Genomic DNA, 14,835 nt, shown 5'->3' with positions numbered 1-14,835 from the left:
CGACTCTACTCGAGCCCTTCGAGGCCAGGAATCCGGTCACTGGCGAGCAGGCGGTCCGCAGTCGCCAGATCGGGCGCCATTTCGCGATCTTCGTCCCAGGCCGCGACGGCGCCCCGCACCCAGGCATGCACGGCCTCGAGCCGCGCGCTCGACCGCAGCGGCCGCAGCAGGTCGAGCCCCTGCGCCGCGCCCAGCAACTCGATGGCGAGGATCTGGCGCACGTTGGCGGCGATCTGCCGGCACTTGATCGCCGCCCACATTCCCATCGAGACGTGGTCCTCCTTGTCCGCCGAGGTCGGGATCGAATCGACGCTCGCCGGGTGGGCGAGGACCTTGTTCTCCGAGACCAGCGCGGCCGCGGTCACCTGCGCCATCATGAAGCCGGAGTTGAGGCCGGCGTTCGCAACCAGAAAGGGCGGCAGCCCCGAAAAGGCGTCGTTGGTGAGCTTCTCGATGCGCCGCTCCGAGATCGAGCCCAGCTCCGCGAGGGCGATGGCGAGGAAGTCCGCGGCGAGCGCCATCGGTTCGCCGTGGAAATTGCCCCCCGAAACCGCATCGCCTGCCGCCGCGAAGACCAGCGGATTGTCGGTCGCTGAGTTCATCTCGATGTCCAGCCGGCGCTCGACGTCGGCCAGGGTGTCGCGAACCGCGCCGTGAACCTGCGGCATGCAGCGCAGCGAATAGGGGTCCTGGACGCGCACGTCGTTCGTGCGGTGCGAGTCGCGGATGCCGGATCCCTGCAGGAGTCCCCAAAGATTGCGCGCGCTGGCGAGCTGCCCGGGATGCGGCCGCACGGCGTGGATCCGGGCGTCGAAGGCGGCGTCGGTGCCGCGCAGCGCGTCGGTCGCAAGCGCGCCCACCAGATCGGCCACGCGCACCAGCCGCCGCGCTTCGAGCACCGCGAGCGCCAGGAGCGAGGTCATCGCCTGGGTGCCGTTCACCAGCCCGAGCCCTTCGCGCGGCGCAAGGCGGACCGGCGCGAGACCTGCGTCCAACAGCGCCTCGGCGGCGGGAACGAAACGGCCGGCGCGGCGCACCCGGCCGCGGCCGAGGAGCGGCAGCGCGAGATGGGCGAGAGGTGCGAGATCACCGCTCGCCCCCACCGAGCCACGGCTCGGCACCTCGGGCAGGAGGTCGTGGTTGAGGAGCGCCAGCAGCTTGTCGATGAGCAGCGGGCGCACCCCCGAGTGCCCCTTGGCCAGCGTATTCGCCCGCAGCAGCAGCATGCCGCGCACGGCGGCGTCCGGGAGGGGCTCCCCCACACCGGCGGCGTGCGACAGGACCAGGCGCTCCTGCAGCGTCTCGAGGTCGGCGTCGGCGATGCGGACGTTGGCGAGGTTTCCGAAGCCGGTGTTGACCCCGTAGACGGCCTCTCCCGAAGCCACCGAACGCTCGATCACCGCCCGCGCCGCCGCGACGCGCTCCCGCGCCGCAGCCGTCAGGACGACATGCTCCCCGCCGGCAGCGACCGCGGCGAACTCCTCCAACGTCAGCGACCCACCGGTCAGCTCGATCAACCTCTCCTCCGAACTCCCGCCGGCCTCCTGCGCCCGCTTCGAGCTTCTAGCCTACTAGCTGTGGGCGTTTCGTGGGACCTCACTCGGCCGGATGGGGCCCGCCGGAACGGCGTCGCCCGGGACGCGCGGCGCGTGCGGGCCCAGTGGCGGGGTTCGCCGCTCGCGCCGAATCGCGCGGCGAGCCGCCCCACTGTCGGCTCCAGGCGCGGCGCAGTTGAAGGTCCGACCGGAAGCCGGCGGATTCCGCGGCACGGGTGACACTCGCGCCGCGTTCGAGCGACTGGCGCGCGCGCTCCAGCCGGATCGACTGCAGGTAGCCGAGCGGCGAGACGTCGGCGTGATCGAGGAAGAGTCGCAAGAGATGGCGCTCGGTGACGAAGCCGACGGCGGCGAGCGCCGCCATGTCCCAATCGCGCTCCGGTGCGGCGAGGATGGCGTCCTGCACCCGATGGACGGCGGCGTGCAAGTGGCGGCGGTGGATCAGGAAGGGCGAAAGCTCCGGATCGCGGGGCGAGCGCCGGAGGTAGACGACCATGTCTTCGGCAACGCTCGCCGCCAGCGCCTCGCCACACTCTTCCGCGACGAGATGCAGGGCGAGATCGATGCCGGCGGTGATCCCGGCGCTCGAGGCGAGCGGTCCGTCGAGCAGGAACACACGGTTGTCCACCACCTGTGCCCGCGGCGCAAGGGCGCGCAGCGCCGGCAGAAGCTCGTGGTGCGTGGTACAGCGGCGCGTCCCCAGGAGCCCGGCCCGCGCGGCGAGCAGCGCGCCGGAGCAGATCGTGATCAGGCGATGCGGCGTCCCCGCGGCAGCGAGCGCGCCGCCGAAAACTCCCTGCAGCCACTTCGCGGTGGCGGCGATCGCCGGCGTGACCCGGCCAAGCTCGGCGCTCGGCTGCCCGACGAGCACGACCCAGGTCGGCGCCTCCAGGCGCTCGGGCAGCGGCTCGAGGTCGGCGAGCCCGAGTCCCACGGAAGTCGGCGCGGTCGTGAGCGGTCCCGCGAAGCGCAGCCGAAATCGCGGCGGCAGGCCACGCAGCTCGCGGTGCAGGTTCGCCAGGCGAAAGGCCTCGGCGGGCCCGGCGATGTCGAGCAGCAGGGAGTGCGGCGAGATGACGAACAGCAGGTCGAGCAGCGGCGGCGGCGCGGTCAACTGCCGAGTCGGTTCGGTCGGCCGTGGCATGCCCCATTATCGCCTGCGACGGACCCGCCGGATGACGGCGACGCACGAATGTCCGAAACTGCTCCAATCCTGTCGCGACCGGACGCGACCGGCGAAGGTCTCTGCCCCTACCATCTCGAGATGGTCAAGTTCGCTCCCCTTCTCCGCGTCACCGCTCTCGTCGGCAGTCTCGTTGTCATCGGCGCCTCGGTCGCCGCCCCCCTTCGGGCGGACGCTCCAGAGGCGGGTGTCGACCCCAGTCTCCACCCCGGCGACGACTTCTTCGCCTGGGCCAACGGCGCCTGGCTCGCGGCGACAGCGATTCCTGCCGGCGCCGAGCGCGTCAGCGCCCGCACCGAGATCGCCGAGCGGACCCGCCGGCAGGTCGCTGCGCTTCTCGATGTCACCGGAACGTCCCCGGCGAGCTCGATCGCGCGTCAGGTGGCCGACTTCCGGTCGGCCTGCCTGAACGAGGCCGCCATCGAGAGGCGCGGCCTCGCGACCCTTGCGCCCCGATTGACGCAGATCGCGGCGGTCGAAGACCGGGCCGCGCTCGTCCGCCTGTTGGGCGCCTGGATGCGCGCCGATGTCGACCCGCTCAACTGGGGGATCTACGACTCCTCCCACCTCCTCGGCCTGGCGGTCGAGATGGGCAACCACGGCGAATCCGACTACGTCGCGTTCCTCCTCCAAGGCGGGCTCGGCCTGGAGGACCGTGACGCCTACCTCGCCAATGAGCCTCCGGCGCAGGCGCTGCGCGGGCGCTACCTCGACTACATCGCCCGCCTTCTGGCGCTCGCCGGATTCGACCGCGAGCCTGCCGCCCGGGCGAGAGCCGAATCGGTGCTGGCCCTCGAGACGGCAATCGCAAGCAGCCATTCGCCCGCCGGCGAATCAGCCAGGGAGAGCAACTCCGACAATCTGTGGACCCGCGACGACTTCTCTCGCCGCGCGCCGGGTATCGAATGGCCGGCATTCTTCGCCGCCAGCGGCCTCGCGAGCCAGGAGCGCTTCGTCGTCTGGCAGCCCGGCGCCGTCACCGGCGCAGCGGCGCTCGTCGCATCGCGGCCACTCGCGGCATGGCAGGACTATCTTCGGTTCCGCGAGCTCGACCGTCATGCCGATCGCCTGCCGCGCGCCTTCGCCGAGGCGGCCCGTGCGATGCGTCCGGCGCCGGCGCAAGTCCCGGCCTCCGAACGCGCGCAGGCGGCGACGCTCAGTGCGCTGAGCGAGGAGGTAGGCCGCCTCTACACCGATCGCTACTTCTCGCCCGAGTGGAAAGCTCGCGTCGAGCGCATTGTCGCCAACGTCGTCGCCACCTTCCGGCATCGCCTCGAGGCAGCGACCTGGATGTCGCCTGCGAGTCGGACGATCGCACTGGCGAAACTCGACCGCCTCGTGTTCGGCGTCGGCTACCCCGATCGCCGCCCGGATAGCCGCGACCTCGTGGTCGATCCCGAGGACGCCCTGGGCAATTTCGAGCGCCTCGCCGAGCGCGCCTACTCCCGGGCGCTGGCGCGCCTCGGCCAGCCGATCGACCGAACGAGATGGTGGATCGCGCCACAGACCGTCGGCGCGGTCCTGCTCTTCCAGCAGAACGCCTACAACTTCCCGGCCGCGCTGCTGCAGACTCCCAAGTTCGATCCGAACGCCTCCGACGCCTCCAACTACGGTGCCATCGGCGCCATCGTCGGCCACGAGGTCAGCCATTTCGTCGACACGCTGGGTGCCGACTACGACGCGTCCGGCGCCCGGCGCACCTGGTGGACCGCTGCCGACCGCACCGGTTACGACGCGGCGACCGCGCCGCTGGTCGAACAGTTCTCGGCCTATCGCCCGTTCTCTGACCTTGCCATCGACGGCAGGAAGACGCTCTCCGAGAATCTCGCCGACCTGGGAGGTCTCGCCGCCGCCTTCGACGCCTATCGCCAATCCCTCGGCGCCCGCGCCAGCGATTCGACACTGGTGCGTCGTCTCGACCGCGAGTTCTTCATCGGCTTCGCCCGCAGCTGGCGCAGCAGGATCGCTCCCGAGGCGATCCGCAAGCAAGTCGCCAGCAACGATACTCATGCGCCCGAGGGCTATCGCATCGCCACGGTGCGCAACCTTGACGCCTGGTACGCGGCTTTCGACGTGCAGCCCGGCCACCGTCTCTACCTCCCACCCGGGAAGCGAGTGCAGGTCTGGTGAGAGGCCGGGTATGCGCGTCACCGTAGCCGAGCTGCCGCACGAGCCCTGGGATCTGGAAGCGGCATGGGCCGAGCTTTGCCGCCACACAGTGGGCGCGTCATCCGAGCTCGTGCTCCTGCCGGAGCTCGCTTTCGTCGAACCGGTGTGGGAGAGCGAGTACCCCGACGCCGACCGCCTGCAACAGGTTGAGGAGCTGAGCGACCTCTGGCTGAAGCGCCTGCCCGAGCTCGGGGTTCCTGCTGTCGTCGGCGCCCGCCCCGTCCGCCACGCAGGCCGTCCCTCCATCGAGGCCTTTCTCTGGACAGAGGGCAGCGAAGAACCGGCACCCCTCCGCCGCAAACACTTCCTGCCCGACGAGCCGGGCGCCTGGGAGGCGCGCTGGTTCTCCCGCGGCGATCCGCTGTTCCCCGTCTTCCGCGCCCGCGACCTGACCTTTGGGGTCAACATCTGCACCGAGCTCTGGGCGCTCGAGACCTACGCCGGCTACGCCGTTCAGGGCGCACAGGCGATCCTCTCCCCGCGCGCCACCGCCACCGCGACGATCGACAAATGGCTGGCGGTCGGTCGCGTCGCCGCCATCCGCTCCGGCGCTTACAGCCTGTCGTCCAATCGGGTCGATCCGACGGGAACCTGCGGCGGCGGCGGCTGGATCCTCGACCCCGACGGCCGCCTCCTCGCCCTCACCCTCGCCGAAGAGCCTTTCGCCACGATCGACCTCGACCTCGCCTCCCCGACCAGCGCGCGCACGACCTACCCGCGGACGGTGTTCGCCGAGAGCGGGAGCGGGACCTGTTAGTCCGCCAAGCGAAAGGCTGGCGCCATTCGATCGATCTCTCTAGATCCAATTCCCAGTCTCGCAGCAGTAGGTTTCCATAGGCGTACAACCCGCCGCGACTGCTCGACGATTTCACTTGCCTCCGCCGCAGACAGTCGAAAGTACTTCGCTACGGATCGCGCAAGCTCGAGATCCAATGCGTTGTCAGACTCACTTATGTTGATCTTGAGTCCATGCGAACGGGGATCCGGATTCATGTCGAATGCCTCGGAAAGTCGCCAACCGATGCCTGGCTCGAGCAGGAATCCATGATTCCGAAGATGATCGTCCGTATTGGACACGAGGATATTGAACACCAAGCGTGACCAGAGTTCACGAAGATCCTGATCGGGTTGAGCACCTGACTCAATGATGCAGCGAGCAATCTCTAAGTAGCTTGCGCCCGTCGAGGCATCGTCTCCGTCCGTATGATCAGTTAACGTCATGGCCGAAGCAAAATGAATTCGCTCTCCCGACGCCCTTCGATCGAAACGCTTAACGAGAAATGTGTGATGGGAGCTGGCGAAACGCCTCGCCTTTCCCTCAGCGACTCGCAAACCACAACTCGCAGCCAGCGAGTGGACCACTAACTCCCAAGCGCCTACATCGTGCTCATCACGAACGCTTGGAAACTTTGCTATCCAAAGCTGATTTTTCTCATCGACAACGCTCGCTTTTGGCCTAGCCCCTCCCAAGGAGCCCCCGGGGGCGATAAGCAAGCGCAGCCACTCATCGTTCTCCTCGGTGGTGTTCTCTTCGTCGCTCTCGATTGCCCGGCTAGCCTCTTCAAGCCGCCGGAGCTGCACGAGAGGTGGCGCTGCCGTCCCGTGGCGATTGTCAAGAAAATCGCCCTCTTCATCTAAGCGAAATCGCAGCGCTCCTACCCGAAAGGCATCGTGAACGCCTAGGAGGTAATCTGACTCGTGCAGCTGCACCGAATCACGCACACGTCCTGCACGCTTCTCGCGTTCGAGTCTGCGCCGCATTAGCAGGCGACCCCATCGATCAGGGCTCGAATCGCAGAATAGCCCGAAGTTCTCTCGACCTTGAGGGGGAAACTGAGGCCCTTCAAAGAAGCCAAGCCGTGGATCAAGCTGCACTCTTGTCAGGTTCTCGGTGGCAAGAGCTTGCAAATCAAAAGCGAATTCGAACACCTCTCTCCCCGATCCGCGCCTAGCATGAAGGATGCCAAGCCGAGTCGGCGACGAGTTGCCATCCCAACTCTCATAGACCGCGATACTCGCTGCCATCTCTCTATCGGTCCTCGCCGTCAGAGATTTTCAAGTCAGCGCTGATCAGCGCCGCGAGGTCCTTGGAGCTGGTAAATTCCGTCTCTGAAATAGCCCTTTGTGCGTTCACCGTGTCGAGTGCGAAATGGCTGAGCGCCTGCGTCTTGGAGTTCATCTCATCAAGTGCTTCTCTAAGGTGTTGAGCTGGCAACGAGGCCTCCCGAAGCGTTTCCACGAGAGTGCTAACCTCTCTCGAGATTTGCTCGGAAGGAATTGCTTCGATGGCCCTCCGAAGTTGTTCGACGGAGCTGTTTCTCAGCGCCTCCTGGAGCTGATTGAGCGGAGAGTCCTCGATTGCCCTTCGCATTTGCTCAACTGGCGAATTCTCGATCGCTCTCTTGAGCTGCTCGATCGGAGAGTTCTCCAGTGCCTGGCGGATCTGCTCGACAGCGGAGCTTCCGGTGGTTTGGCGCAGCCGGCTAGCTGGCGAATTGATCGTCGACCTGCTCGTGGCCGTTATGTTCGGGGCATGGCCTTCCTTCGGAGGTTTCTCAATCGCCGTCTCATGCAGCCCCGCTACTCGCGGAGCCACAGAGCGGAGCGGCTCCTGCACTGTCAAGTCTTCAACGAGAGGACTAGGTGAGACTCGGTCGGACGCTCGCCCTTGAACCCCTTCAAGAGTCTCGCTCGAGTGTGCAAGAGATCTTCTCGAGAGACGGCGACCAGTCTTCGATACTGAGTCTTGAAGTTCTCGACCCAGAGGATCAGCTTGTACGAGAAGATCTAGGTCTTTCTCCACACCAAGCGCCTGCATGACTGCAAGATAGGCTCCCATGGTTACGCCGGCGCCACCCATTTCTAGGCTACGGAGAGTCATTGGAGACATTCCGGCGCGGGCTGCGACCAGCTTCGCCGTCAATCGCCGTCTCTTTCGCGCGAGCATCAATCGACTCCCCAGCTGGCGGAGGCGTTCAAGCGTTGACGGTAGGACTGGCGCCGTTCTCCTGGCCATAATGTCAATATTATAGCATTGCGGAGATCCAACTGCAAGTTTATTATCTGTTTTCTGTCTCAAGGGTTCTCGGGCTACGAAACGCACTGCAAATATTTCGCAGTTCTACCTCCATGCCCGCCATAATATTTACATCGATGCCCTAGCTAGGGTACCCCCTCGCCACCCACTTGCGCTCGTCCTTGCCTTCCACTTCATGCCTCACAAGGCATCCAACCGTTGACTTGAATACGGTTCTTTCGAGCCAACCGAGTAGCGTGTGGCAGTCCGTTAAGAACTCTTGGCAGGGAACGGACCGGCGGCTCCTGCCTCTCAGAGCAGCGCCCCAGGAACGAGAGTCAGGGCTCGCGGTCGCAGGCGACCGCCCGCGCGAGGAGAAAGGTCCTTTCCCGCACGTTACGGGTCAGCGCCGCCGCCACCTCGAATTCCGAACGCGCCTCGGCCAGGCGGCCGGCCCGGAACAGAAAGTCACCCCTCGCAGCCGGCATGGGCGCATAGTCGCGGAGAGCTCCGGCATCGGCGATCTCTTCGACCAGCTTGAGGCCCGCTTCGGGCCCGAAGGCCATGCTGTAGGCGATTGCGCGATTGAGATCGACCACCGGCGAAGGCATCACGACGCGCAGCCGGTCATACAGCGCGGCGATGCGCGGCCAGTCGGTATCGGCGGCCCGGCGCGCGCGGGCGTGGCAGGCGGCGAGCGCGGCCTGGAGCACATAGGGGCCGGCGCCCTCGACCCGCATTCCGGCACCGCCCAGCGCTTCAGCGCGGGCCAGCGCCTCGAGGCCTCGGCGGATCAGGAGCTGGTCCCATCGTCCGCGATCCTGCTCGGTGAGCGGGATGAAAGCGCCGTCCGGCCCGGCGCGCGCACGCAGGCGCGACGCCTGGATCTCCATCAGGGCCAGGAGGCCCAGCACCTCTGCCGTCTCTGGAGCCTCGCGGGGCATCAGCCCCGCCAGCATGCGGCCGAGTCGTAGCGCCTCCAGGCAGAGGTCCGGCCGGACAAGGTCGTCGCCCGCCGTCGCGGCATAGCCCTCGTTGAAAATGAGATAGATGACCTCCAGCACCGAGGGCAGCCGCGCCGCCCGGTCGGCGCCCCGCGGCACCTCGAAACCGAGCCCGGCCTTGGCGATGGTCTTCTTGGCGCGGACGATGCGCTGGGCAATCGTCGCCTCGCTCGACAGAAAAGCGCGGGCGATCTCGTCGGTCGAGAGGCCGCCGACCACCCGCAGGGTGAGCGCCGCACGCGCGTCGGGCGACAGGATCGGGTGGCAGGCCGTGAAGATGAGGCCCAGCAGCTCGTCGCCGAGATCGTCGTCCATGGCCGCTACCATGGCCTCGGCCTCCTGGGGACGCGCCGCATCCAGGGTCTGCGCGATCTCGGCATGCTTGCGGTCGAGCATCCTGTCGCGCCGGAAGGCGTCGATTCCGCGCCGTTTCGCGGCGGCCATCAGCCAGGCGCCCGGGTTGGCCGGAACGCCGGATTTCGGCCATTCGGAGAGAGCGACGACCAGAGCGTCCTGCGCCAGATCCTCGGCCAGGTCGACGTTACGCACCAGGCGAGCCAGACCCGCAATGAGCCTGGCCCGCTCGATGCGAAAGGTCGCTTCGATCGTGCGGTGGGTCTCGCCCGAGGTCACACTGCATTCTCGGCCAGGGCCGCCGAAGAGACAAGATGGCGGGCTTCCCCATTCGTGGAGGAAGGCGGCGGCGGGAGCGTCGAATTCCCGGCGCACACCGTCGAACCTGCTCGCGGGATCAGGCGACGCCGAGCTTGCCGCGCGTCCCTTCGCGAGATTTCGCGAGCTCCTCGGGCGTCACGAACCCGGCGAGATCCTCCGCCTCGTAGAACGGCCGGATCTCCATCTCACTCTTGCCCGGCATGCAATTGGGAGCGCGCTTCGCCCAGGCCAGGGCCTCGTCCATGTCCTTGACCTCCCAGATCGAGAAGCCGGCGATGAGCTCGCGGGTTTCGGCGAACGGCCCGTCGACCACCGTGCGCTTGGGACCTTCGCAGACGATCCGTTTGGCCTGGGCGCTGTTCTGGAGCCCGGCTGCGGCGATGAAGACCCCGGCCTGGACCAGCTCCTCGGTGAACCTGTCCATCGCCGCGAACGCCTCGAGCATCTCCGGCGTCGGGGCGGCCATGCTCTTTCCCATCTCCTCGTTGGCTTTCGCAATCACCATCACACGCATCGCAAGTCTCCTGGTTTGAGCCGGCTCCATTGGCGTCTCATATGGACGACGAACGAGCCGGGTGGAAATCGACATGGCCCTGCGGGTTCCCCTCGACGCCCTCGCCGAATCCCGCCTCGAGGCCTCGAGTCACTCCCACTCGATCGTGCCTGGCGGCTTCGAGGTGACGTCGTAGACGACGCGATTGATGCCGCGGACTTCGTTGACGATGCGGTTTGCGACTCTTCCGAGGAGCTCGTGCGGCAGGTGGCTCCAGTCGGCGGTCATGAAGTCGTGGGTCTCGACGGAGCGCAGGGCGAGGACGTTCTCGTAGGTGCGGAAGTCGCCCATGACACCGACGGTCTTCACCGGCAGGAGGACCGCGAACGCCTGTGAGACCTTCTCGTACCAGCCGCTTTCGCGGAGCTCCGCGAGAAAGATCGCGTCGGCCTCCTGCAGCAGGGCGACCTTGTCGGCGGTGACCTCGCCGAGGATCCGCACCGCGAGGCCCGGGCCGGGGAACGGATGGCGACCGATGAACTCCTCCGGCAGTCCGAGCTCGCGTCCGAGCTGGCGGACCTCGTCCTTGAACAACCAGCGCAGGGGCTCGACGAGCTCGAAACCGAGCCGCTCCGGGAGCCCGCCGACGTTGTGGTGCGACTTGATCACCGCCGAGGGTCCCCGCACCGAGGTCGACTCGATGACGTCCGGGTAGAGCGTTCCCTGGGCGAGGAACTTCACGCCGGAGAACTTGCGCGCCTCACGCTGGAAGACGTCGATGAAAACGCGGCCGATCGCCTTGCGCTTGGCCTCCGGGTCGGTCACCCCGGCGAGCGCGCCGAGAAAGTCCGCACCGGCGTCGGCGGTCACGATCGGAATCCCCAGGCCGTCGGTCAGGCTCGCCTCGACCTGGGAGCGCTCCCCCTTGCGCAGCAGGCCGGTGTCGACGAAGACCGAGACCAGGTCGTCGCCGATGGCGCGCTTGAGGAGAGCCGCCGTCACCGCCGAGTCGACTCCGCCGGAAATCCCGCAGAGCACCTTCTCGCCCCGCGTGCGCTCCCGGATCGTCGTCGCGGCCTCGTCGAGATACGAGGCCATCGTCCAGTCGCCGGTGGCGCCGCAGGCCTTGTAGAGGAAGTTGTGCAGCACGGTCGAGCCGTGGACGGTGTGCGAAACCTCGGGGTGAAACTGGATACAGTAGATCCCCCGCGCCCGATCCTCCATGCCGACGACCGCCGCGTTCGAAGTCCGCGCGGTCTGCACGAAGCCGGAAGGCAGCCGGGTCACATGATCGCCATGGCTCATCCAGACCGTTTCGGCCGCGTCGAGTCCGGCGAAGAGCAGGCCGCGCTCCTGCATTTCGACCTCCGCCCGCCCGTACTCGCGGCGCTCCGCGCGTTCGACCTTGCCGTCGAGCAGGTGCGCGACCAGCTGCATGCCGTAACAGATGCCGAGCACCGGAATGCCGAGCTCGAGAAGCGTCGTCTCGGCGTGCGGCGCCCCGGTGTCGTAGACACTCTGCGGCCCGCCCGAGAGGACGATGCCGATCGGCGCGCGGCGGCGGATCTCTTCGGCTGGCAGAGAGTACGGGTGCACTTCGCAGTAGACCCGATGCTCGCGCAGCCGGCGCGCGATCAGCTGGGTGAATTGACTCCCGAAATCGAGGATGAGAACGGTCTGGTGGGTTGCCATGGGCAAGTCTATCGGATCGCCGTGCAGCCCGGAATCGTGGGGCTCAAGGACTGGGGCGATCGCTCCTCCTTTTCGGAAAGGCCCTAGTGCGCGGCCTCGTGTTTGAGGTCGCGGGTCATGAGCTCGTGGACGGCCAGCTTGGCCGGTTTGCCCTCGTACATCACGGCGACCATCTGCTCGCTGATCGGCATCTCGACCCCGACGGCCCGCGCCAGTTGCAGAATGACGCGCGAGTTCTTGACGCCCTCCGCCACTTCGGTCGTCTCCTCCAGGATCTGCTGCAGGGTCTTGCCCTGGGCGAGCTCCATCCCCGTGCGCCGGTTGCGCGACAGGCCACCCGTGCAGGTGAGCACGAGGTCCCCCAGTCCGGCCAGCCCCGAAAAGGTCTTCTGGTCGCCGGAATAGGCGAGACCGAGGCGGGTGATCTCGTGCAGCCCGCGCGTGATCAGGGCGGCGAGCGTGTTGTGCCCGAGCCCGAGTCCGGAGACGACGCCGGCGCCGATGGCGATCACGTTCTTCGCGGCGCCCGCGAGCTCGACTCCGACGACGTCGGAGGAGGAGTACAGGCGAAGCGTCGGGCTGGCGAGCGTCTCGCGCAGCTCCGCCGCGAGCGCCATGTCTTCGCTGGCGACCACGGCCGCCGAGGGTGCGGCTCGCGCCAGCTCGGCGGCGAAAGTCGGCCCGGAGAATGCGGCGAAGCGCAGCGGAGTCCCGGCACGCCCGCACTCCTCCGCCGAGACCCGGCTCATGCGGGCGAGCGATTCGGCTTCGATCCCCTTGGTCGCCGAGACGACCGTCAGCGGCTGCCGCGAGCCGCGGACCTCGAGGAAGTCGCGCAGCACCGAACGGTAGCCGTGCGAGGGTGCCGCCAGCACCAGCGGATCGGCCCCGGCGAGGGCCCCGAGGTCGTGGGTGATCGTCAGGCCGTCGGGGAAGATCACGCCCGGAAGGTAGCGCAGATTCTCGCGCGCGGCCTGCATCTCGGTCGCAGCCTCCTCGCGCCGAACCCAGAGCGTCGTGCGATGTCCGGCACGCGCGGCATGCACGGCGACGGCGGTGCCGAAGGAACCCGCCCCGAGGACTCCGATCTGCGTCATCTCCCTCTACCCTCGACCTTCCCCGAGACGGTGTTCGCTGCCGGCGAGGAGCCTCTTCAGGTTCTCCGAATGCCGCAGGACGACGAGGCCCGTGCAGGCGCAGGTGAGCACCAGAGCGCTGCCCGACAGTCCGGGCGACCAGCCCAGGCGCGCATAGAGCGCGGCCAGCAACGGCAGCGCCGCGGCGGCGACCACCGACCCGAGAGAGACATAGCGCGTCGCGACCACGGTGAGCGCGAAGATGGCCATCGCTGTTCCGGCGGCGAGCGGCAACAGCGCCACCAGGGCGCCGAAACCTGTGGCCACCCCCTTGCCGCCACGGAAGCCGAAAAAAAGCGGAAAGACGTGGCCGACGACCACCGCCAACGCGGCCGCAGCGACCACCTCGGCCGGCGCCCCCAGGGCGCGTGCCACCCGCACCGGCACGATCCCCTTCGCGATGTCGAGCAGCAGGACGAGGAGCGCCGGCCAGCGTCCGGCGGTGCGCAGCACGTTCGTGGCACCGGCGTTCCCGCTCCCCATCTTGCGCACATCGGTGCGCTGCAGGAGCCACACGACAGCCAGGCTGAAGGAGAGCGATCCCAGCAGGTAGGAAGCGGCGACCAGGCCGATCCAGTGCAGGGTCAAACGCTCACCCTGGCCCCCCCTGCCGAGGCTCCGGCGAGGTTCGAGATCAGTCGGCGGCGCAGCATCTCGAGCGCCATCTGGGAGGCGAAAAGGCGGATGCGCTCGCGGTTGCCGGGAAATCGCGCCAGCCGGTGCTCGACCGGGAGCTCCCCCGGGCCCGCCACCGCGAGATGAACGGTGCCCACGGGCTTCTCGGCCGAGCCCCCCCCGGGGCCGGCGATGCCGGTGATGGCGACACCGAGGTCGCTCCCCAGGCGCGCAGAGACACCCGTGGCCATCGCCCGGGCGACCGCTTCCGAAACGGCGCCGGCGCGCTGCAGAAGCTCGGGCGCGACACCGAGCAGGGCGCTCTTCGACGCGTTCGAATAGACCACGACGCCACCGGCGAACACCGCGCTCACGCCCGCGACCCGAGTCAGGCGCTCGGCCACCAGACCGCCGGTGCACGACTCTGCCGTGGCGAGGGTCAGTCCGCTCTCGGCGAGGAGTCGCGCGACGACCGACTCGAGGGTGGTTTCGGCCCCTTCGCCGAAGACGGAGTCGCCGAGCAGGGCGAGGGTGCGCTGGCGCATTTCCGCCAGCCGTTCGTGGCGCGGGCCCTCGGCGCCGGCGGCCGAGAGCAGCACGCGCACCTCTCCCGCGCCGGCGAGGACGGTGATCCACTCGCGACCGAACGCCTCGTAGGCCGGACCGAGGGCCTGATCGACCTCGGACTCCGGCCGCATGGCGACCTTGATCGTCCAGGTCTCGCGTGCGACGCCCGGAGAGTGCCGCTCGAGCCAGGGCACCAGAAACTCCGCGGCCATCCGGTCGAGCTCGTAGGGCACACCCGGAAAGAGGAAGAGCGCCTTGCCATCGCGCTCGAAGAGCTGCCCGGGAGCGGTTCCGTTCGGATTCTCGAGCACGGCCGCTCCGACGAGGACCTCCGCCTGTTTGTGATTGTTCGGCGACAGCCGGCGCCCCATTGCCGCGAAACGCGCTTCGATCTGGGCGAGCACGCCGGCATCCGGCGCGAGGGCGACGCCGAGCGCGGCGGCGGCCGCTTCGCGGGTCAGGTCGTCTGCGGTCGGACCCAGGCCACCGCTCACCAGCACGAGGTCGCTCGTTTCCCACAGGGCGCAGAGCTCGCGCACGATCTCGGACTCGAGGTCGCCGACCACGGACTTCTTCATCAGCTCGACGCCCTGGCGCTCGAGCAACGCGGCCAGGCGGAGCGAGTTGGTGTCTAGCCGCTCGGTCGAGAGCAGCTCGGAGCCCACAGCGAGTACTGTCGCGCGCATTCCCGTCATGATAGCAACCGGTCGCACCGGGGGCGCCCGGTTC

12 protein-coding genes are annotated in these 14,835 nt (G+C 67.9%); 2 read left to right on the top strand and 10 right to left on the bottom strand.

Annotated elements, in window-relative coordinates; all coding sequences use genetic code 11:
- Window positions 1–5: 5 nt before the first annotated feature.
- Both hutH and KBI44_08820 read right to left on the bottom strand, forming a co-directional pair.
- Window positions 6–1,517, bottom strand: a complete 1,512-nt coding sequence (hutH, locus tag KBI44_08825) for a histidine ammonia-lyase (protein ID MBP9144573.1) — start codon at window positions 1,515–1,517, stop codon at window positions 6–8.
- 79 nt (window positions 1,518–1,596) lie between these two features.
- A complete protein-coding gene (locus tag KBI44_08820; GenBank protein MBP9144572.1) occupies window positions 1,597–2,700 on the bottom strand; it encodes a helix-turn-helix domain-containing protein in 1,104 nt (367 codons plus the stop codon).
- 48 nt (window positions 2,701–2,748) lie between these two features.
- On the opposite strand from KBI44_08820, the gene KBI44_08815 reads away from it, so the two are divergent.
- Window positions 2,749–4,869, top strand: coding sequence for a M13 family metallopeptidase (locus KBI44_08815; GenBank protein ID MBP9144571.1), 2,121 nt, complete (start codon window positions 2,749–2,751; stop codon window positions 4,867–4,869).
- Between the two features lie 10 nt (window positions 4,870–4,879).
- The gene (locus KBI44_08810) at window positions 4,880–5,665 is read left to right on the top strand and encodes a carbon-nitrogen hydrolase family protein (GenBank protein ID MBP9144570.1); all 786 of its coding nucleotides are present in this window, start codon (window positions 4,880–4,882) and stop codon (window positions 5,663–5,665) included.
- Here KBI44_08810 and KBI44_08805 read toward each other — a convergent pair.
- From KBI44_08805 to KBI44_08770, 8 genes are all read right to left on the bottom strand, one after another.
- Window positions 5,662–6,933 carry a HipA domain-containing protein gene (locus KBI44_08805; GenBank protein MBP9144569.1) on the bottom strand — a complete coding sequence of 424 codons (1,272 nt, stop codon included), beginning with the start codon at window positions 6,931–6,933 and terminating at the stop codon, window positions 5,662–5,664. The genes KBI44_08810 and KBI44_08805 overlap by 4 nt on opposite strands.
- Before the next feature lie 4 nt (window positions 6,934–6,937).
- Window positions 6,938–7,924 (bottom strand): helix-turn-helix domain-containing protein, encoded by a 987-nt coding sequence (locus KBI44_08800; protein MBP9144568.1) that lies wholly within the window; start codon window positions 7,922–7,924, stop codon window positions 6,938–6,940.
- 338 nt (window positions 7,925–8,262) lie between these two features.
- Window positions 8,263–9,561, bottom strand: coding sequence for an RNA polymerase sigma factor (locus KBI44_08795; GenBank protein MBP9144567.1), 1,299 nt, complete (start codon window positions 9,559–9,561; stop codon window positions 8,263–8,265).
- 118 nt (window positions 9,562–9,679) lie between these two features.
- Window positions 9,680–10,117, bottom strand: coding sequence for a YciI family protein (locus tag KBI44_08790; protein MBP9144566.1), 438 nt, complete (start codon window positions 10,115–10,117; stop codon window positions 9,680–9,682).
- 129 nt (window positions 10,118–10,246) lie between these two features.
- Window positions 10,247–11,788 (bottom strand): glutamine-hydrolyzing GMP synthase, encoded by a 1,542-nt coding sequence (guaA, locus tag KBI44_08785; GenBank protein ID MBP9144565.1) that lies wholly within the window; start codon window positions 11,786–11,788, stop codon window positions 10,247–10,249.
- 83 nt (window positions 11,789–11,871) lie between these two features.
- Window positions 11,872–12,885: an NAD(P)-dependent glycerol-3-phosphate dehydrogenase gene (locus tag KBI44_08780; protein ID MBP9144564.1), complete on the bottom strand. Its 1,014-nt coding sequence runs from the start codon at window positions 12,883–12,885 to the stop codon at window positions 11,872–11,874.
- 6 nt (window positions 12,886–12,891) lie between these two features.
- On the bottom strand, window positions 12,892–13,512 hold the full coding sequence (gene plsY, locus KBI44_08775; GenBank protein MBP9144563.1) for a glycerol-3-phosphate 1-O-acyltransferase PlsY: 621 nt from the start codon (window positions 13,510–13,512) through the stop codon (window positions 12,892–12,894).
- Window positions 13,509–14,801, bottom strand: a complete 1,293-nt coding sequence (locus tag KBI44_08770) for a competence/damage-inducible protein A (protein ID MBP9144562.1) — start codon at window positions 14,799–14,801, stop codon at window positions 13,509–13,511. The genes plsY and KBI44_08770 overlap by 4 nt, the downstream gene beginning before the upstream one ends.
- Window positions 14,802–14,835: the final 34 nt, after the last annotated feature.

It is taken from the genome of Thermoanaerobaculia bacterium, from assembly GCA_018057705.1.
In the GTDB taxonomy this organism is placed as follows: Bacteria; Acidobacteriota; Thermoanaerobaculia; order Multivoradales; family JAGPDF01; genus JAGPDF01.
Note: the sequence above shows the minus strand (reverse complement) of the source record. Positions and strands in the feature narration are given on the sequence as shown.